The 19,097-nt window shown below is 34.0% G+C and carries 16 protein-coding genes; 7 read left to right on the top strand and 9 right to left on the bottom strand.

Features of this window, described 5'->3' with window-relative positions; genetic code table 11:
• The first annotated feature begins 9 nt into the window (after positions 1-9).
• Both QLS31_RS06520 and QLS31_RS06515 read left to right on the top strand, forming a co-directional pair.
• The gene (locus tag QLS31_RS06520) at positions 10-474 is read left to right on the top strand and encodes a cyclophilin-like fold protein (protein ID WP_282743184.1); all 465 of its coding nucleotides are present in this window, start codon (positions 10-12) and stop codon (positions 472-474) included.
• Positions 475-971: 497 nt separating this feature from the next.
• Positions 972-1,472, top strand: a complete 501-nt coding sequence (locus QLS31_RS06515; protein ID WP_099714686.1) for a hypothetical protein — start codon at positions 972-974, stop codon at positions 1,470-1,472.
• Positions 1,473-1,547: 75 nt separating this feature from the next.
• On the opposite strand, the gene QLS31_RS06510 is transcribed toward QLS31_RS06515, so the two are convergent.
• Both QLS31_RS06510 and QLS31_RS06505 read right to left on the bottom strand, forming a co-directional pair.
• Positions 1,548-2,495 carry a TerC family protein gene (locus QLS31_RS06510; RefSeq protein WP_282743183.1) on the bottom strand — a complete coding sequence of 316 codons (948 nt, stop codon included), beginning with the start codon at positions 2,493-2,495 and terminating at the stop codon, positions 1,548-1,550.
• Positions 2,496-2,661: 166 nt separating this feature from the next.
• Positions 2,662-3,696: a glutamine synthetase beta-grasp domain-containing protein gene (locus tag QLS31_RS06505; protein WP_282743182.1), complete on the bottom strand. Its 1,035-nt coding sequence runs from the start codon at positions 3,694-3,696 to the stop codon at positions 2,662-2,664.
• A gap of 260 nt (positions 3,697-3,956) precedes the next feature.
• Here QLS31_RS06505 and QLS31_RS06500 point away from each other — a divergent pair, with 260 nt between their 5' ends.
• Both QLS31_RS06500 and QLS31_RS06495 read left to right on the top strand, forming a co-directional pair.
• Positions 3,957-6,146: a glutamine synthetase III gene (locus tag QLS31_RS06500; protein ID WP_099714689.1), complete on the top strand. Its 2,190-nt coding sequence runs from the start codon at positions 3,957-3,959 to the stop codon at positions 6,144-6,146.
• Between the two features lie 109 nt (positions 6,147-6,255).
• Positions 6,256-7,098, top strand: a complete 843-nt coding sequence (locus QLS31_RS06495) for an OmpA family protein (RefSeq protein WP_282743181.1) — start codon at positions 6,256-6,258, stop codon at positions 7,096-7,098.
• A gap of 101 nt (positions 7,099-7,199) precedes the next feature.
• Here the strand turns inward: QLS31_RS06495 and QLS31_RS06490 are convergent, their stop codons facing one another.
• Positions 7,200-7,481 (bottom strand): DUF4242 domain-containing protein, encoded by a 282-nt coding sequence (locus tag QLS31_RS06490; protein ID WP_099714691.1) that lies wholly within the window; start codon positions 7,479-7,481, stop codon positions 7,200-7,202.
• A gap of 386 nt (positions 7,482-7,867) precedes the next feature.
• Between QLS31_RS06490 and QLS31_RS06485 the strand changes: the two genes are divergently transcribed.
• On the top strand, positions 7,868-9,046 hold the full coding sequence (locus QLS31_RS06485; RefSeq protein ID WP_282743180.1) for an AIR synthase related protein: 1,179 nt from the start codon (positions 7,868-7,870) through the stop codon (positions 9,044-9,046).
• A 104-nt stretch (positions 9,047-9,150) separates the two neighbouring features.
• Positions 9,151-9,507, top strand: coding sequence for a hypothetical protein (locus QLS31_RS06480; protein WP_282743179.1), 357 nt, complete (start codon positions 9,151-9,153; stop codon positions 9,505-9,507).
• 126 nt (positions 9,508-9,633) lie between these two features.
• On the opposite strand, the gene QLS31_RS06475 is transcribed toward QLS31_RS06480, so the two are convergent.
• The gene (locus QLS31_RS06475; protein WP_282743178.1) at positions 9,634-12,474 is read right to left on the bottom strand and encodes a pitrilysin family protein; all 2,841 of its coding nucleotides are present in this window, start codon (positions 12,472-12,474) and stop codon (positions 9,634-9,636) included.
• 242 nt (positions 12,475-12,716) lie between these two features.
• On the opposite strand from QLS31_RS06475, the gene QLS31_RS06470 reads away from it, so the two are divergent.
• The gene (locus tag QLS31_RS06470) at positions 12,717-13,313 is read left to right on the top strand and encodes a GNAT family protein (RefSeq protein WP_282743177.1); all 597 of its coding nucleotides are present in this window, start codon (positions 12,717-12,719) and stop codon (positions 13,311-13,313) included.
• Positions 13,314-13,328: 15 nt separating this feature from the next.
• Here QLS31_RS06470 and QLS31_RS06465 read toward each other — a convergent pair whose 3' ends face one another.
• The 5 genes from QLS31_RS06465 to QLS31_RS06445 form a co-directional block, all read right to left on the bottom strand.
• Positions 13,329-15,482 carry a PAS domain S-box protein gene (locus QLS31_RS06465; protein WP_282743176.1) on the bottom strand — a complete coding sequence of 718 codons (2,154 nt, stop codon included), beginning with the start codon at positions 15,480-15,482 and terminating at the stop codon, positions 13,329-13,331.
• A 362-nt stretch (positions 15,483-15,844) separates the two neighbouring features.
• A complete protein-coding gene (locus tag QLS31_RS06460; RefSeq protein WP_282743175.1) occupies positions 15,845-16,657 on the bottom strand; it encodes a class I SAM-dependent methyltransferase in 813 nt (270 codons plus the stop codon).
• A gap of 79 nt (positions 16,658-16,736) precedes the next feature.
• Positions 16,737-17,606 carry an AraC family transcriptional regulator gene (locus QLS31_RS06455; protein WP_158234592.1) on the bottom strand — a complete coding sequence of 290 codons (870 nt, stop codon included), beginning with the start codon at positions 17,604-17,606 and terminating at the stop codon, positions 16,737-16,739.
• Positions 17,607-17,709: 103 nt separating this feature from the next.
• Positions 17,710-18,147 carry a VOC family protein gene (locus QLS31_RS06450; RefSeq protein ID WP_282743174.1) on the bottom strand — a complete coding sequence of 146 codons (438 nt, stop codon included), beginning with the start codon at positions 18,145-18,147 and terminating at the stop codon, positions 17,710-17,712.
• Between the two features lie 177 nt (positions 18,148-18,324).
• A complete protein-coding gene (locus QLS31_RS06445) occupies positions 18,325-18,843 on the bottom strand; it encodes a hypothetical protein (RefSeq protein ID WP_282743173.1) in 519 nt (172 codons plus the stop codon).
• Positions 18,844-19,097 lie beyond the last annotated feature (254 nt).

The raw sequence follows: 19,097 nt of genomic DNA, 5'->3' as shown, positions 1-19,097 counted from the left end.
TGCAATATTATGAAACATTCATTTTTAATTCTCATAACTTTTATGTCTGTTCTAATCAGTAGTGCATCTTCTAGTAATAAAGTAGACGACAATATCAATTCAGAAAACAGCCATACGATGATAAACGGTAAAATCAAAATAACGGTTAATTCACAAACCTTTACTGTTACACTTTTTAACAATAATTCAGCAAAGGCCTTTAAGGAAATGTTACCCCTAACTATTAATATGATTGAACTGAACAGCAACGAGAAATATTATGATTTGCCAGACAATCTTCCAACAAATTCGTCCAACCCTGAAACTATAAAAAATGGCGACTTAATGTTGTACAGTTCAAAAACTTTGGTGTTGTTTTACAAAACTTTTTCAACATCATACAGTTACACAAAATTGGGAACAATAGATGATGTTGCAGGTTTTGCATCTGCATTAGGTTCGGGAAACATAATCGTTACTTTTGAATTGCTATGACGAGAAAAACTAAATCTACAAGAACTACAGCTTCCTATAACAGCTGTTTTTGCAATAGTGGGGTTGAAGTGCTTAATTGAGTATTTGTGATTCTAATTTCTCACCATCGTAGAGTAGTAAACGTTACCCCATTTTGCCAAACCGACGGTAACGACAAGAAAGATACCACTGAGATGAAACATTTAACAGATTTTGTAATTTTTAACGAATATTCTTCTTTAAACGGGTTGTTCAGCATTTCAGAACATCGATGAGAAATTTTCCTTTGGCTTCAAGCCAAAAATCTTTCCTATGTGGAATCAAATCTTTCAAAAAATTACTATTCTAAAAAAAAAAATCGTATTGTTTTTTAAATCTTTATTTTGGTGTGGAGCCTAGTATTATCAGGTATAATTTAAGTTTTTTTTCCGTTTTTAAAAAGCGCATTATTTTTTAAAATAAACTTTGGCACAATTAATGGATACAGTTTTTCAATATAAATTATAAAGCTATAACTAATGAAAAAAATTACCTTATTTTTAGTTTTCATCGGGATGATGACACTACAAAGTTGCGAAGTAACAGAAATAACCGATACTGTGGATAATGATACCATTAGTGAAGTGTTTGAAGTTACAACTTCATTTAATTCCAATAATAACTACAGTAGATTGGTTACTTTTAATCCACCAATTTATTCATCGGATGTAGTTTTAGTGTACCACCTGTATGATACGGTAAATGGTGAAGACATTTGGAAACTAATGCCTCAAACGTATTATTTTAGTGACGGTGGAGAATTAGATTTCAATTTTGATTACACCAGATATAATGTTAATATTTTTCTTTCGGCTAATTTTAGTCTTACTACTTTACCTTCAAGTTGGACACAAGACCAAACTTTTAGAATTGTAATTATACCGGCTAGTTTTGCTACTTCAGTAAATAAAAACAGTATAGACGCAGTAATGTCAGCATTAAAAGTGGAGAAGACTGAGATTCAAAAAATCAATTTGTAGGTTACAATATTCAATAAAATAAAAAAAGGAAATCGTGAGATTTCCTTTTTTTTTGCGTTTATTTTTTTGAATTAATTAGACGAATTCTTTATTGCTTTTTCTTAAAGATGCAATAATTCCAGCTATAAGTGAAACTGCTATAAAAGCCAGCGACACCCATTCCGGTAATTTAATATAATCATGAAGCAGCATTTTAATACCTACGAAAGTTAAGATTGCAATAAGACTGTATTCTAAATGAGCAAATTTATCAAGCATATGGGCAAGAAAGAAATACATAGAACGTAATCCTAAAATGGCAAAGATATTCGAACTAAAAACCAAAAAAGGATCACTTGTTATGGCTAAAATTGCAGGAACACTGTCTATAGCAAATACGACATCCATTACTTCAATTACTACAAGCGCTACAAAAAGAGGTGTAGCAGCTGTAATGTGTCTTCTTTTTACAAAAAAATGTTCTCCGTCGATGTGATTCGAGATAGGTATAACTTTTTTAAGAGCCTTATAGATGAATGATTTTTTGGGTTCAAATTTTTCATCTTCACCACTAAACAACATTTTCATAGCAGTGTAAATTAGAAAACCTCCAAAAATATAGGTCATCCATGAAAATTTGTTGATAAGCAAAACACCAAAATAAATCATTAAACCTCTAAAAACGATAGCGCCTAATATTCCCCAAAATAATACTCGATGTTGGTATTTTTGTGGAATTTTAAAGGCAGAGAAAATAATAGCGATAACAAAAATATTATCTATACTCAGAGATAATTCTATTAAATAGCCTGTAATGAATTTTATTGACGCATCTGCAGGTTTCAAAATATCTGGATTTGCAATATAATCCGTGGTGTAAAGCCAATAGACCACTCCTGAAAACATAAATGATAATGTTACCCATATTGCTGTCCATTTACCAGCCTCTTTTGAACTTATAATGTGTGGTGTTTTATTGAAGACTCCTAAATCGAGTGCAAGAAAAATTAAAACAGCTGTTAAAAAAGAAATCCAGACAATCATATCAGTTTATTTTTTTAGATTAGCAAAGATACTTTTTGATTTTTTAAGATTAAAATTTATTCTGAACAAAAGTTAATTTTTAAAAATGTCTAACAATAAAAAAGGTGTCATCAGAATTGATGACACCTTTTTTATAAACAAAATCAAATTTTATATAAACTTATTTTTATACTAAAGCTGGTTCTTCTATTAAAGCAGATTTTACAGTTTTAACAATTCTTGCAGCGATTTTGTATGGATCTCCATTTGAAGCTGGTCTTCTGTCTTCCAACCATCCTTTCCATCCTTTTTGAACAGTGATTAATGGGATTCTTATAGAAGCTCCTCTGTCAGAAACACCATAAGAGAAATCATTGATAGAAGCGGTTTCATGCTTACCAGTTAAACGTTGATCGTTGTATGCTCCATAAACTGCAATGTGTTCTTTTGTTACAGGTCTGAAGGCTTCACATATTTTTTCGTAAACTTCTTGAGAACCACATGTTCTTAATATTTCATTAGAGAAGTTGGCATGCATTCCTGAACCATTCCAGTCTGTATCTCCAAGAGGTTTTGGATGGTAATCAATATAGTAACCGTATTTTTCAGTCAAACGATCTAGTAAATATCTGGCAATCCATATTTCGTCTCCAGCTTTTTTAGCCCCTTGAGCGAATAATTGAAATTCCCATTGACCACAAGCAACTTCTTGATTGATACCTTCAAAGTTAATTCCGGCAGCGATACATAAATCAGCATGCTCCTCTACTAAACTTCTTCCGTGAGTGTTTTTACCACCTACTGAACAGTAGTACATCCCTTGTGGTGCAGGGTATCCTCCAATTGGAAATCCTAAAGGCAATAAAGTTTTAGTATCCATAATGAAATATTCTTGTTCGAAACCAAACCAGAAGTCACCATCATCATCAATTGTAGCTCTACCGTTTGAAGGGTGAGGCGTACCGTCTGCATGCATAACTTCGGTCATTACTAAGTATCCGTTTTTACGTGTTGGATCTGGATAAATAGCAACTGGTACTAATAAACAATCTGATGAACCACCTTCTGCTTGTCTAGTTGATGAACCATCAAATGACCAGTTTCCGATTTCTTCCAAAGTTCCTTGGAAATTTTCATGCTCTTCAACTTTAGTTTTACTTCTAAGATTTTGTGTTGGTTCATAACCATCTAACCAAATGTATTCTAATTTTATTTTAGCCATAACAATATAAATTTATTCGTAACTTTTATTTTATGCAAAAATAAATTAAATTTTAACTCCAGTAAAAATAAGGGGGTATTTTTATTTGTTAGCCTGTTATTTTTCTCATAACTGCATTTTCAGTGGGGTATATTTTAAAAATGATAATTTAAAAGGGGAATATAAATTAATTTCATAATCCACGATTCTATTTTTTCTACGTTTTATTCCTTATATTTGCTATTTACTAATAAAAATATTAATAATTTAATTTTTTTCACATGTCTACATTACGTTTTCAAGCTTTGAGAGAAGCTTCCACTAGAAAGCCGGTTCATTTTGAAGAATCCGATAGAAAATCAGTTATTTTTGGTTCGAATGTATTTAATGATAAAGCGATGAAGCAGTATTTGACTTCAGATGCTTATAAGGGAGTCCAGGGTGCTGTTCAGCATGGAACTAAAATAGATAGAAAATTAGCTGATTATATTGCCATGGGTATGAAAGAATGGGCTCTTTCAAAAGGAGTTACCCATTACACACACTGGTTTCAACCGTTAACAGGAACAACTGCTGAAAAACATGATGCTTTTTTCGAAACTTCATACGATGGAAGCGATCCAGTAGAAAAATTTGGTGGTGCTCAATTAGTGCAACAAGAACCAGATGCATCTAGTTTCCCAAATGGTGGAATCAGAAACACATTTGAAGCAAGAGGATATACCGCTTGGGATCCAACTTCTCCAGCATTTATTTTTGGAACTACATTATGTATTCCAACAGTTTTTATTTCTTACACAGGAGAAGCTTTAGATAATAAAATTCCTTTGCTAAGAGCTTTATCTGCAATGGATGACGCTGCAACTGAAGTATGTAAATATTTTGATAAAAATGTAAAGAAAGTTACTGCAACCTTAGGATGGGAGCAAGAATATTTCTTAATTGATAAATCATTGGCTGATTCTCGTCCGGATCTTGTGATGACTGGAAGAACTTTGCTAGGACATACCTCTGCAAAAGGACAACAATTAGACGACCACTATTTTGGTTCTATTCCAACTCGTGCTTTAACGTACATGAGAGATTTAGAGCAAGAATGTATGTTGTTAGGAATTCCGGTTAAAACACGTCACAATGAAGTAGCTCCAAATCAATTTGAATTGGCACCTATTTTTGAAGAGACAAACTTAGCGGTAGACCACAACTGTTTGTTAATGGACGTAATGCAAAAAGTGGCGGAACGTCATGACTTGAAAGTGTTATTCCATGAAAAACCGTTCAAAGGAGTTAATGGCTCAGGAAAACACAATAACTGGTCATTAGCAACAGATACTGGAGTAAACTTGTTGAGTCCAAGTAAAACGCCTATGAGCAATTTACAGTTCTTGACATTCTTTATCAATACAATCAAAGCGGTAAATGATTATGAGGCATTATTGAGAGGAGCTATCGCTTCTGCAAGTAATGATCACAGATTAGGTGCAAATGAGGCACCACCGGCAATCATCTCTGTATTTATTGGTGAGCAATTAACTAAAGTTTTAGCTGAATTAGAAGGCGTAACTGCAGGGAAATTATCTCCGGAAGAAAAAACAGATTTAAAACTAAATGTAGTAGGTAAAATTCCAGATGTACTTTTGGATAATACGGACAGAAACAGAACTTCACCATTTGCTTTTACAGGAAATAAATTTGAGTTCAGAGCTGTAGGTTCTACCGCAAACTGTTCTAATGCAATGACTACTTTGAATGCAATTGTTGCTAAACAATTGAAAGATTTCAAAAAAGAAGTGGATAGCTTGATTGAATCTAAAGACATGAAGAAAGATGATGCTATCTTCAATGTATTGAGAGAATATATCAAAGTTTCTAAAAATATCCTTTTCGAAGGAGACGGTTACAGCGATGCTTGGGAAATCGAAGCAGCGAAAAGAGGTTTAAGCAACTTCAAAACAACTCCTGAAGCATTAAAAGCAAGAGCTTCAAAACAAGCTTTGGATTTGTTTTCTGAGTTGAATATCATGAATCACATCGAGGTTGAAGCGCGTTACGAAATTGAATTGGAAGAGTACACTAAGAAAATTCAAATTGAAGGTAGAGTTTTAGGGGATATTTCTAAAAATCACGTAATTCCTACTGCTATTCGTTACCAAAATACTTTAATTGAGAATGTTAAAGGATTGAAAGATATTTTTGGAGCTGAATTCGAATCGATTGCTAAAGAACAAATCATCTTAATCAGAGAAATTTCCAGTCATATCGAAGGAATCAACTCTAAAGTGGAAGCGATGACAAACGAAAGAAAGAAAGCAAACAATTTGACTGATGCGCAAGCAATGGCTGAGGCATATTGTAATAATGTAAAACCATATTTTGAAATCATCAGAAACCACTGTGATAAACTAGAGTTACTGGTAGATAATGAACTTTGGACATTGACTAAATACAGAGAATTGTTGTTTACAAAATAAACTAAAAGCTCTAAAATAGTAGACCCGATACGTTTCAAAACCTATCGGGTTTTTTTATACTATTTTTTTTATTTGTGCGTTTTTTTAAAATAATAGTCAATTGTTTTACATGAAAATAAGACTTTTTTTGATTTTGTTTTTTTATATAATTACTTTGTCTGCACAAGATAAATTGGTATTGTTTTTTGATTTCAATCAAGATATAATTAATGAAAAATCACAACAAGATTTTTGCAAATGGTTAGAGCATTCAAAAGGTAAAGAGATTTTAAAAATTCAAGGATTTTGTGATAGTATCGATTCCAATTCTTACAACAAGGAACTGTCTTTTCGAAGAGCTAATAATGTACTCGCACTTTTAGAATTTAATAAAGTTCATCTGAGCGAAAAACTTGAATTATACGGTTTAGGAGAAGACTTTGAGCAATTAAAAAATCAAAGCGATAACCGTAAAGTTTTAGTTTATTATCAAGATAAGATTTCCATTAACAAAAAAACAGATAATGAGAATTTGGTTTTTGAAAATACCCCAGAGAAAGATGTTCCTGTTAATGAAACAAAAAATAATATTTCTCTGATTGAAAAAGTAAATAACGCTAAAATAGGAGATTTGATAAAACTCGAAAATCTAAATTTCTATTTTAATTCAGAAAGAATAATTACAGAATCGGAACCAATTCTTTCTGATCTTCTTCAGGTTTTAAAAATGAATCCTCAATTGAAAATTTATGTTTACGGGCATATTTGTTGTAACAACAATCCAAATGACGTAAAACTTTCCTATCGAAGATCAAAGTTTGTATTTGATTATTTAATAAGAAACGGAATCGCCACTTCAAGATTAGGGCATAGAGGATTTGGAAGCAGCAGACCTATATATGCGTTGCCGGAGAAAAATGAAGCAGAACGAATTGCCAATAGGAGAGTCGAAATATTGGTCGTGAAAAAATAGTGTAATACTGTAAAATAATAACAAACGTGTTTTTTAAAAAAAATGCCTTTCCGTTTCGGAAAGGCATTTTTTTTAAGTTTAATACATTTAATTTCATCTTGCTAAACGGTTTCTTCTGCGGTTGTCGGGTCAATGGTTGTCGATATTCGACTTATGGAATTTGCAGGAAACCCACCTTGTTTCGCATGTTCGCGAATCATTTCTTCGTTGGGGGCAATATAAGTACAATAAATTTTGTCAGCGGTTACCTGACTGTTAACCCATTGGATTTGCGGTCCCATTTTACCCAATACTCCGCAAGATGTTTGCGAAATAGCTTTCAGTTGATCGGCATTTAATTTACCGGCACCAGGAATCTCTCTTTCAATTACATATTTAGGCATGATATTGTTGTTTTAATTTCCTACTCGTATGGCTTTTCGGCATGGCCCCGTTTTTTATAGTGGTTGCTGGTTTCCACTTCTCTAAGTTTCATTCAGTGTTTAAAATTTGTTGAACTTTTAAAGGTAGTTTATTGGATAAACTCAATTAAAATCAATATTAATTTAGGATAATAGCGATTAATATAAACGGCATTTTAGTGTTGATTTTTAAATGTAAAAATCTAACAGTTAAAATGTTATAACAAATTTAATGAAATAAAACTACACTTTATGGAAGGAATGTAGATTTAACGAAACACTTGAAAACCCCATAGGCAAAACCCAAAAAAATAATTATCTTTGCCGCACAACTACCTGCCATAATGCAGGCTTCACAACTATACTACATGAGTTCAGATATTTCAAAAAGATATGCGCTTCGCGGTGTTTCGGCATCCAAAGAAGATGTTCATAATGCCATAAAAAACATTGATAAAGGATTATTTCCACAAGCTTTCTGTAAAATAGTCCCTGATTATCTAACTCAAGACGAAGACTATTGTCTTATTATGCATGCTGATGGAGCAGGAACTAAATCTTCTCTGGCGTATATGTATTGGAAAGAAACTGGAGATATTTCCGTTTGGAAAGGCATTTCGCAAGATGCTTTAATCATGAATATTGATGATTTATTGTGCGTAGGAGCAACCGATAATATTTTGCTTTCTTCAACTATAGGAAGAAACAAAAACCTAATCCCGGCCGAAGTTATTTCAGCAATTATCAATGGAACTGAGGAGTTGATTAAAGAACTGGATTCTTTTGGCGTGACCATACATTCAACAGGTGGTGAAACGGCAGATGTAGGCGATATTGTTCGAACTATAATTGTAGATTCAACAGTAACAGCTCGCATGAAACGTTCTAAAGTAATAGATAATGCTAATATTAAAGCGGGTGACGTAATTGTAGGATTGGCCTCTTTTGGTCAGGCTACTTATGAGAAAAGCTATAATGGCGGAATGGGAAGTAACGGATTAACATCGGCGCGTCATGATGTTTTCGGGAAGTATTTGGCAACTAAATATCCAGAGAGTTTTGACGCTGCAGTTCCTGAAGAATTAATCTATTCCGGACAAGTAAAATTGACGGATGCAGTTGAAAATTCACCAATCGACGCTGGACAATTAGTGCTTTCGCCAACCAGAACCTATGCGCCAATTATCAAGAAAATTTTAGATAAATATTCTTCTGATGAAATTCACGGAATGGTACATTGCAGTGGTGGAGCACAAACTAAAATTTTACATTTCGTAGAAAAGCTACACATTATAAAAGACAATTTATTTCCGGTTCCGCCATTGTTCCAGTTAATTCAAGAACAATCTAAAACGGATTGGAAAGAAATGTACCAAGTTTTCAATTGCGGTCACCGTATGGAAATTTACGTTCCGGAAGCTGTTGCACAAGACATTATCGCGATTTCTAAATCATTCAATGTTGATGCTCAAATCGTAGGTAGAGTAGAAGCATCTGACACAAAAAAACTTACTATTACCAGCGAATACGGGACTTTTGAATATTAAGATTGTTTAACCGTTGAATTGATTAATCGTTGATTGATTTAAACAATTAAACTTTGGTTTTTTGCCTAAACTTTTAAACGATTAAACCTTTAAACTTTTTTCCAATGTACGAATTACTTTTTTGGAGATATCAGGACGGAATTTATCTCAACCATCACTTGGTGTATGAAGCTCTTGTTGAGCAAGAAATCGTCGAAGGATTAGAAGAACTGCCTGTGATGGTTATCATCAATAGAATCAATTCGGTATTTTCAAACTGGGAAAAAGTAGACGAATTTAGTTGGAAAAACACGACTGGAAAAGGTGCTTTTCACATAAAAACGACATCGCAAAGCATACAAATCGATTGCTACGGAACCGAAGGTAAAACTATGAACCTTCTGGCAGATACTATGGAAGAATTCAAATGTCCTTTGTACGATCCGCAAATTCCGGTGCGTTACGACGAAATGAACGAGTAGTTTTTTTGGAGCTATCCCTAAGAATCGAGACAGCACTTCGTTACATCCCGATATTTCGGGACTCCCTTAAAAAAAAATAATTTTTCTGTTCGGGATTTTTACTTCAATCCAGGCTAATACAATCAGTTATTTTATCGCCGTTTTATTCAAAAGAATTGGCGCTCCAAAACCAATTTGCTCCAGCTTTTTCAATTGCGTTTCAGCATCGCCTACCACTAAATAAATCATTTTATCGGCATTCAAATACGTATCCGAAAGCTTTTTTAGTTCTCCAATAGTAATCTTCTTTACAATGTTTTCCTGTTGTTTTGCATAGTCATCAGAGTATTTGTAGTTGCTGATGTCGTAAAGCATTTCCAGTTTAGATGACAGTGTTTCAAATGCTCTGGCATTACTTTTTATTAAATATCCTTTTGTAACCTCAAGATCATTCTCGTTGAAATTTTTTCCATATTGCGCTACAATTTCTTTGATTAAACTAACGGATTCAAATGTTACATTAGAGCGAACGCCACTGGAAATAGTAAACGGACCTTTATTAACAGAACCGTTAAAGGAAGAATTGATACCATACGTATATCCTTTTCCTTCACGTAATTCTTGCGTTAATTGAGAGGCAAAACCACCACCACCCAAACGGTAATTCAGGATTTGAGCGGGATAAAAATCAGCATCCGTAGCGGCAAGTGCGGGATATCCTATTCTAATTACAGATTGTTTTGCACCGGGAACATCGTAAAAATAAATTTTGGATGACGCTACGGTATTCGTAGTTGTTATTTTAGGAACCGTAACTTTTTTAGCTTCCCAGTTTTTATTTAAAGTCGCTAATGAATTAGTCACATCCGTTTTTGAAATGGAACCCACAATCTGAAAATCAGCAACAGACGGAGCCATGTTTTTAGTGTAATAATTTTTCAAATCATCAATCGTAATGCTGTTTACAGAATTTTCATTACCGATGCGGTTGTTGGATAAAATAGATTCTGTTCCATAAATTAACTTCTTAAATTCATTTCTGGCAATACTATTTGGATCCGCTTTTTGTTGTAGAATTTGGCTTAAAGTACTTTGTTTAATCAAATCAAATTCTTTGGCATCCCAGCGAGGTTGCAGGATTATTTCTTGAACCAGCGCCATAGTTTCATTGTAATTCTTTGCTAAGGTATTTCCTGAGATAAAAATAGATTCGTCAGTTGCGTATGCTCTAATAGTTGCTCCCAGACTTTCAATAGCATTTTCCAATTGTTCCGGAGTTTTGTTTTTTGTGCCTTTTGTCATCAGTTCCGCCAGCATGGTTGAAACACCTATTTTATCGGTATTTTCAAGTAACATTCCGCCTTTAATCTGCAACTGAAATTGAACAAGAGGCACTTCGTGGTTTTCAATACCTAAAACGTTTAAACCGGATGACAATTTGTTTTTCCACACCGATGGTAATTTTACATCAGGGCTTTCTCCATACGCTGGCTCTATGCTTCGGTCAAATTTAGAAGGCGTTTTTTCATACGTTGCAGCAATGCTGGCATCAAATGCATCTTCTTTTCCTTCGATGATTTTTTCCTCAACTACGGCTGCTAATTCTGAACCGTCCAAGATTAAATTGGTTTCACCTTTTGGAACAAAACTTGTGGCCACAAAATGTTTTCCTTTGATGTATTTTTGATACACACGCATCACATCTTCGGTAGTTACCGCTAGAATATTTTTCACATCTTGATTAATATAATCTGGAGTTCCTGCAAAAATTTCATATTGCGCCAGTTGGAATCCTTTTCCTAATACGCTGGATAGATTTGTGTAAAAAGCGGTTTCCTGTCCGGCTTTAATCCGATTTAAATCCTGTTGAGAAATTCCTTCAGCTTCAAAGTTTTTAAAAGCTTCGTTTACGCCATTCATTACTTCATTCAAATTTGTTTTTTCAAAAGCAGTAACACTCAACATGTACTGACCCGCTATTTCTGAATTGTATTGGAAAACGTCAGTCGCATCAGTTAATTTTTTGTCTTCGACAAGGGTTTTGTACAAAGGTGCCTTTTTACCTTTTGACAGATAACTGGCCAAAACTTCCAAAGCATAACTGTCAGGATGGTATTCGTAAACCGAAGGCCAAGTCAGTGTGAGTTGCGGTAATTTGGCAAAATTATCTTCATAATACAGTTTTTTAGTTTCGGTCAATGTTACAGACTGCTTTTCCATTTTAGGAATTGCTTCCCCACGTTTTATTTCTCCAAAGTATTTTTCGACCCAAGCTTTGGTTTGTTTGACATCGAAATCTCCGGCAATAGTCAGGGTGACATTATTAGGTACATACCAGCGGTTGTAAAAACTTTTTACATCTTCCAGTGTGGCATTCTGTAAATCTTCTAAGGAACCAATCACATCCCAGCTGTACGGATGCGTTGCCGGGTATAAACTTTTAGATATTACAGAAAAATTGTGTCCATAAGGTCTATTGTCATAACTCTGTCTTTTTTCATTTTTAACGACCTGTTTTTCTTTGGCTAAAACCGGTTCTGTTACCGTATTGATGAAATAACCTAATTTATCGGCTTCGGCCCAAATCATTTTTTCTAATGCGTCTTTAGGAACAGTCTGAAAATAATTAGTGCGGTCTCTGCTGGTAGAACCATTGGCACCAGCCCCACCAATACGGGCACTCATTTTATCAAGACCTCCTTTTCCTAAGTTTTCAGATTCCAAGAAAAGTAAATGTTCAAATAAATGTGCAAATCCGGTACGACCTGCTTTTTCTCTCGCAGATCCCACGTGGCTTGTCAAAGCAACAGCGACTACTGGGTCAGATCGATCAATATGCAGGATTACATGCAGTCCGTTTTCTAGTGTGAACTGTTCGAATGCTACTTTAAATTCTTTTGATTTATCCGTTTTACTTTGATTTTGGGAATAAGAACTGAATGCAGTAAAAAAAACGAACGGAAGGATTAAAAACTGGATTGATTTCATGGATTAATTTTTAAAATTGAATTCCATAGTTATTTATTTAGTGAAACTAATTTTTTGCTACCGATAACGAAATTAAGAAAATAAAAATAATAAATCTCTAAATCGTAAGAAGTTAAATTTCAATTTTTATATTAAATTTACGACTTGATTTAATGTAGTCTATCTTCAAAAAACTCGATTTTAATACATGAATTAAGTGATTCAAAATAGATTGTTTTTTATACCCATAACTGAATATAAATATGAGCTTAGTTTTATTCCAAAATACCATCCTAGAAGACGAAACTGTTTTACTGCGCCCATTATTGGAGTCGGATGTTGAGAATCTAATGGAAATTTCTATTAATGAACCTGAAACTTGGAAGTATTCCCTTGTTCGGGCGAATGGGAAAGAAAATTTAGAAAAATACATTCAGATTGCTCTAAAAGCCGAAGAAAACGGAGTAGAATTTCCCTTTATAGTTTTCGATAAAAAATCAGGGAAATATGCTGGAAGTACTCGTTTTTACGATATCAATTTAGAATTCAAAACACTTCAACTGGGGTATACTTGGTACGGAGGAGCGTTTCGTGGAACTGGGTTAAACAAGCATTGTAAATTTTTACTGTTGCAATTCGCATTCGAAACATTAGGAGTCGAACGTGTTGAGTTTCGCGCTGATAATAATAACGAACGAAGCATTGCTGCCATGAAAAGCATCGGTTGTAAAGTTGAAGGAGTATTGCGCAATCACATGCCAACTCTGGGAAGTGATGCTCGGCGTGACAGTATTATATTAAGCATCTTGAAAAATGAATGGTTTGATGAGGTTAAAGAGAATTTAAAAAGGAAATTGTAGCGCATAGTTTCAGGCTTATATCAGCGTATCAGTATTGCCTTTTCGGAATCCGATTAATTGTCGGTATTTAGATTCTGATTCTTTCAAATCTTCCTCCATTTGTTTGTATTTACTGATGTCTTTTATCGTTACAACAGCTGCAACCACATTGTTGTTTTGATCGACTAATGGTCTGCCGCTAATCAGCACTCTTTTCTTTTCCTGTGCCATTGGATTCCAAAGAACTATTTCAACATCAGTAGTCACTTCGCCACTCAACGCGCGTTCCATAGGTAAATTTTGCGAAGGGAAAATGGTTTTTTCATCAGGGAAATAGAGCTCAAAATGATTGCTTAAATTTGGGGATATTTTGTCGTCTTCTTCGATTCCAAAAATTTCATTGGCCATATCATTGGCCATAATTATTTTTTTATCTGTGTTTGCTACAACAATTCCCTCACTTATGTTTTCGACTATTAATCGTAATTTTTCTTCATTTTCATAGAGATTGTCTATGGCTTGTTGCTGCTCATTCTCGAGTTCTACAAGTTCTGTGACATTTCGTCCAACAGAATAAAAAATGCCGTTTTGAAGATCCATATTACTATTCCAATCGAGCCATTTATAAGAACCGTCTTTACACAAAAACCGTATTCTAAAATTAATAATTGATTCCCCTTTTAAATGTTTTTCCAATACTTTCTCAGCAGTTTCCTTATCGTCAGGGTGTATTAAATCCATAAATTTAATCCGATCCATATCTTCCTGATTATACCCGAGGGTTTTTGTGAACGCATGATTAATTTTGATAAAATGATTGTCTTTGGCTACGGTTAAAATATCAAATGCCATGTCAAAAAACATATTTGCTATCTTCAAGGATTCTTCATTTTTAATCAATTCAGAAACATCTCTTGCCACGGCATAAATTATCCCTGTTTGAATGTCGATTGTGCTTGTCCAGTCAAACCATTTATAGGAGCCGTCTTTTAGTCTTTCTCGAACTCTGTGACTGATAACGGAGTCGCTGATTTGTAGTTTTTTAATTCCATCCATAAAGACTTTAGCATCTTCAGGATGAATAAAATCTAAAAAGGGTTTGTTGATTATTTCTCTTTGATCGTATCCAAGTATTCTTGTAAAAGCAGGATTTACTTTTACAAATTTTTCGTTTTTAATGACAACAAACATATCAAAGGACATGTAGAAAAATGTATTAGCGACATTTAATGCGGTTTCAATTTCTTTTTGAGCGGTTATATCACTGGCTACAGCATACAATAATCCAGTTGTGACATCAGGAAATACAGACCAAATGAGCCATTTTATTGAACCATCTTTACAAATGTATCTGTTTTCGAATTTTATTGAGGGAGCTCCCGTTTGAAGTTTAGAAACTTCTTTTTGTGTGATTTCAATATCCTCCGGATGAGTAAATTCCAAAAAGCTTTTGCTTAGTAGTTCTTCCTCTGAGTATCCTAAAATTTTACTGACTGCCGGATTCACTTTTACAAATTTATTCATAGAAGAAATAATCATCATATCTACTGACATGTTGAAGAATGTATCGGCGGCTTTGGAAGATTCTTCCAGTTTTTTTCTTTCGGAGATATCTGTGAAAATGCCGCCAATAGCATAAATCCTTTTTGTGGCGTCATAGATTGGGAATTTCACAGCGATATACGTGTGCATTCCGTCAGATTGTTGAATTGTTTCTTCGGTTTTTAACTCTTTTAATGCTTTTACAACCTCAAAATCGGAGTTTCGGTAGACATCAGCTATTGATGCGGGTAAAAAATCATGATCCGTTTTGCCTATTATGTCTTCATTTGTGATTTTATATAAAGACTCAAATTGTTTATTAATCAACAGATATTCGCCATTTATTTTTTTTATAAACATGGGGCTCAAAGTATTGTCGATAATCGATTGTAGTAATTGTTTGTTTTCTAAAAGTAAATCTTGGGAAACGTTTTTAGCCCGAAGTTGGGACCGAATGATAAAATAAACAACGGTCAGTAATATAACCGAAAGAATGATTAATGCAATTTCTATCCAATTCAAAGACTTGTCTAAAGTTTGGTCTCTTTGTTTGTCAATCCTTAGAATAAAAATCCAAGCTATAGCAAAAACAACGAATAAATTGAGGATGAATCCAATGATTATTTTTTTTTCTAAAGAAATTTTCATAGTCGTACGGTATAAAAATTAAATAGTAATAAGCTCATTATCTAGAATTGATAATTTAAGTATAAGTGTATGAAAGTTAGTTAATTAAATTGAATTAACAAGTAGTTTTTTCATATTTGTTGCTAAGTATGGAGCTAATCTATTTTAGGATTAAGAGTAAATAGGTACGCTTTTTTTGAATGAAATAAGGGATTTAAAACAGCAAAAGCCATGATTGAACATGCCCCAAATAGTGTCTAACTTTTTGGGGCATGTTCAATCATGGCTTTTTGTATTATTGGTTCGCTATTATAAACACAATTTGCAAACTAAACGAATAATTGTGGTATATCAATGCGTTTTGGTTAACGTTTTTAATGCTTTCATATTGAAACGTCTACTCGTAGGAAAGTTGCTGTTATATCAGTAGTATTTTTATCGAGACTTTTATTTTGGTTTATAAACAATGTTTCCAGTTCATTCTGAAGATCTAAAGCTTTACCATTCTTTTCAGCTGCTTCAAAAGCATTCATGGTTGGTCCATAGTAGTTCTTGAAATTGTTCAAAAATTCGGTTGGGGAATATGGAGCCTTAAATGTAAAAGTATCTCTGGTAAATGCTATATTTTCTTTTGGTACGCCTGCATCTACAAAACGCTGTGTAACGTTTTCTTCAATACCCCAAAGCATTGGACTGATAAAACCTTCTGGCGGTGGCGGAGTATAGGAAGAACTGATTTTTAATATTTGTGCCACTAATGTTGGGTCTCCTGGTATCCAGTTACCCATTACGATTCTTCCTCCAGGTTTGGTAACACGAACCATTTCCTTAGCCACATCAAAAGGCTTTGGTGCAAACATAGCTCCAAAGATGCTCACCACAAGATCAAAACTCTCGTCTTTTTGTCCATTTAAATCTGTTGCATCGCCTTCCTGAAAAGTACAATTGGTAAGTCCTTCAGCATTTGCCCTGATGTTTCCTGCTGCAACAAGATTACTCGCAATATCAACACCTAAAACATTGGCGCCAAGTTTTGCTTCAGGTATTGCTGTAGTACCATCACCACAACCTAAATCAAGAACGTTAAGATTTTTAGTAATATCAAGTTTGGCAACCAAAGTTGCTCCGCTTTCACGCATACTTTCTGCTATTCGCGTGAAATCGCCTTTTTCCCAAAGTAATTTGTTTGCATTCATGGCTTTTAATTTTTAGTTAATCAAAACTAAAAAACCTTTCGATAAACTGCTTTACTGCAAAGTTCATTTACTTGACTGTTCAGCTCAAAATATTTATAGCTCTCTTTATAGTTGAGGGAGATGTTCCGAACTTTTTGCTAAAAACCCTGCTAAAATGGGAGATGCTTTCAAAGCCACTTTCAAAAGCCGCATCACTGACTGATTGGACTCCACTGGTAAGCAGGTGTTTGGCATGTTGCAATCTTTTCTCCATTAACCATTTGCCAGGAGAAGTATTATAAACCTTTACAAAATCTCTTTTAAAAGCAGATAAACTGCGATAACTTAATTTGGCAAAATCCTCCATTTTTAAATTAAAGCAAAAATTATCTTCCATAACCGATTGTAATGCTACTGTTTGTGGTGCATGGAGTAAGGAGCAGAAATAACATAATAAAGCTTCGTTTGTTTTGTTGTCTGCCAGTGTAAGAATTAGTTCTTTGAATTTAAGCTGCAATAGCGACTGGTCTGGAGGAACAACTGCATTGAAATAAGGAAGCATCGATTTAAAAAAAGAATGCACTGCTTCTGAGCTTTCAATGGGTATGATGGGATCATATTTTTTGTCAGATTGATGAAGTGCTGTTGATTTTGTTTTCAATACGTCACAAATGAATGTATCGGAAACGAAAAAAAGATAAAAGCAAAACTCTGTATCCAGAAACTGTTCTACAATTGCGGCTCCGCGTCTTATGAATACACAACTTCCGGCTTGCAAATCATAGGAACCATGAGGAGTGTGCCAAATCTTTTTCCCCTCTGCAACATATACAATGTAATTATTATGACTCCACAGGTCCGCAAATTTATCATCAAGCCTACAGTTATAAACCGTAAAAAGAGAATCACCACAACTGAGTCTGTGGCAACGGCTGGGAGTATCTACGATATATTGGTTTAAATTATACATCTGTATAAAATTAAAAAAAAATAATGACATTTTTAATATCAAATGCAGTTCTCACAAAAAAATGTTGCGTGCCAAGTATGAACCACCGCTAAGGGTTTTTTGCTTATACTTTCCCGTTAAATTTTGGATCAAAATCCACCATCCATTCAATACCGAATTTATCTCTAAACATCCCAAAATAGGAACCCCAAGGACTGTCACTAATTGGCACTTCAATATTTCCACCTACTGAAAGTCCGTTAAATAATTTATCAGCTTCTTCACGACTTTCTGCACTGATAGATATTTTTGACCTATTTTCATTTTCATTTACTCGACCCATGCTTTCTGGAACGTCATTGGCCATTAAAATGTTTTTGCCAATGGGCAAGGCAATGAGCATGATTTTATTCGCATCATTTTCTGCTACTGGATATTCAGGACTCGATATGTCTTTTAAACGAATAATTTTGGCGAATTCTCCACCAAATACTGATTTGTAAAAAAGGAATGCTTTCTCGGCATTGCCATTGTAGTTTACATAAGGATTAATAAGTGCCATAATTTTTATTTTTTAATTGGTTCTCTTATCTAAAATCTTTTACTCGAAATCTCTAAGGCTAGGGTGTTACGATGTAATGATGCCTAGCGTTGTATTACTACAGCGGGCTTGACAAATCATCTCAAATGCAAAACCATTTTCCATTAAGCCTATTGCCCAAATCCGTTGCAGTGGCTGTTAGCGGTTCGGTTTTTCTATTTCCAATAGCTTTTCGTCAAACCAGACATCTTCATATCCATTTTCGCTTATTATAAATCTAAATCCTACGTCAAGTCCTAAATAGTCAATCAGTTTCGGTTTTCTATGCATTAAATGTTCAGCACAAATTAGTTGAAAAAAATTATCGTCTTCCGAATATTCTCCACTCCAAATAAACCAACAGACTTCGCCTTTTTTGGTTCTATGTCTTAATCCATTTAATGTGCCTAAATCTAAATTTTCTGAAATACCAATGTTAAGTGTTTTATTGATGGGCTTCCAATTTGAGCCATATTTTCCACAAATTTCTTTTTGTTTTTCAATGTGGACATTCCAATTGTTATAAATCATTAATTCGTCAACATCATTTTCAAGCCTGTTTTTCCAAAGCTTCATATTTACTTTGTTGATAGGAAAGTTTATTTCTTCATTATCCCATTCGAAAAGCGTTTCAGAAATTATTTCGTCATTTTCATTCCATTCTACTTCATCTGACATGATTGCATCAAAAGCAAAAACTGATAAATCATTTGAATTGATTTCATCATTTAAAAATTTGTCACATAATTCTATTAATTGCTTTCTTTCGATATTTATTTTTATCGTTTTTCATTCGGCTCTTTAAACTGACCGCTAACGTCAGTCTGTGAAAAAACTTCCGTTTACTTATTAACAAATATAACAAAATGTTGGTATAAAAAGAAGATTTTTCGTATTTTTAAGCATGCAACACATCATAGGTATTTCACGTC

The organism is Flavobacterium sp. XS2P24, from assembly GCF_030010285.1.
GTDB classification, from domain to species: Bacteria; Bacteroidota; Bacteroidia; order Flavobacteriales; family Flavobacteriaceae; genus Flavobacterium; species Flavobacterium algoritolerans.
The sequence above is the reverse complement of the archived record's forward strand: the minus strand, read 5'-3'. Positions and strand labels throughout refer to the sequence as shown.